The sequence below is a fragment of the Aeromonas sp. QDB62 genome, from assembly GCF_027705695.1.
Taxonomy (GTDB): Bacteria; Pseudomonadota; Gammaproteobacteria; order Enterobacterales; family Aeromonadaceae; genus Aeromonas; species Aeromonas allosaccharophila.
The window spans coordinates 1-942 of record NZ_JAPDCD010000127.1; the positions used below are offsets into that span (position 1 = coordinate 1).

The 942-nt window shown below is 43.8% G+C and carries 1 protein-coding gene; it reads left to right on the forward strand.

Annotated elements, in window-relative coordinates; all coding sequences use genetic code 11:
* Positions 1–24: 24 nt before the first annotated feature.
* Complete coding sequence (locus OKC27_RS22730) at positions 25–864, forward strand: diguanylate cyclase (protein WP_442866081.1); 840 nt, start codon at positions 25–27, stop codon at positions 862–864.
* The last annotated feature ends 78 nt before the right edge of the window (positions 865–942 follow it).

Consider the following 942-nt stretch of genomic DNA (forward strand, 5'->3'; position numbering starts at 1 on the left):
CAACAAGCCAGCCTTGAATCTTACATCCGAAGAGCAAGCCGTGATAATGCTGGCTTAAACCGATCTCAGGTTAATCAATCGTTTATCCAGGTTAGCGGTTACGAAGAATCAGAATTAATCGGCAATACACCAACACTTTTCAAGTCAGGCTTACACGACGATGACTTTTATAAGAACGTAAAAGCGTCTTTAATGACAGCAAAGACGTTCCAGGCAATTTTCATTAATAAACGTAAAGACGGTACCTTGTATCATTCTGAGCAGAGTATCTCCGCTATCAAAGACCAAGCTGGTAACATTACTAACTATGTTAGTGTTGGAAAAGATGTCACTGAGCGACTTCGTGAAGAGCAGGCGCTTCGTGAATCGGCAACAGTGGATCAACTAACTGGTTTGTTTAACCGCAATCATGGTAAGGCGTTGTTAAGTGAGGCTTATAGCTTTACTCTTAGCCGGGAAGAGTCCATGAGTCTCATTCTTTGCGATATTGACCACTTTAAGCAGATTAATGATAGCTTTGGGCATCCTGTTGGTGATCAGATTTTAGCTCAAGTATCGGGTCTGCTTCGAAAGTCGGTTCGGGGTAATGATCGGGTAATTCGTTGGGGCGGCGAGGAGTTTTTGATCCTGCTTGAGAATTGCACTGATATGGTCGCGGCAGAATTAGCTGAACGTTTGCGATTGCGAATTGCTTCAGAGCAGTTTCAGAATGTAGGCAAGGTCACCGTGTCACTGGGAGTTGCATCATTATTTCAGAAAGAAAGTTTAGAGCAGCTGATCAGCCGTTGCGATGAAGCCTTGTATAAGTCAAAACGTAATGGTCGAAACCAACTAACGTTAGGGAAGGTGCGAACAAGTCCCTGATATGAGATCATGTTTGTCATCTGGAGCCATGGAACAGGGTTCATCATGAGTCATCAACTTACCTTCGCCGACAGTGAA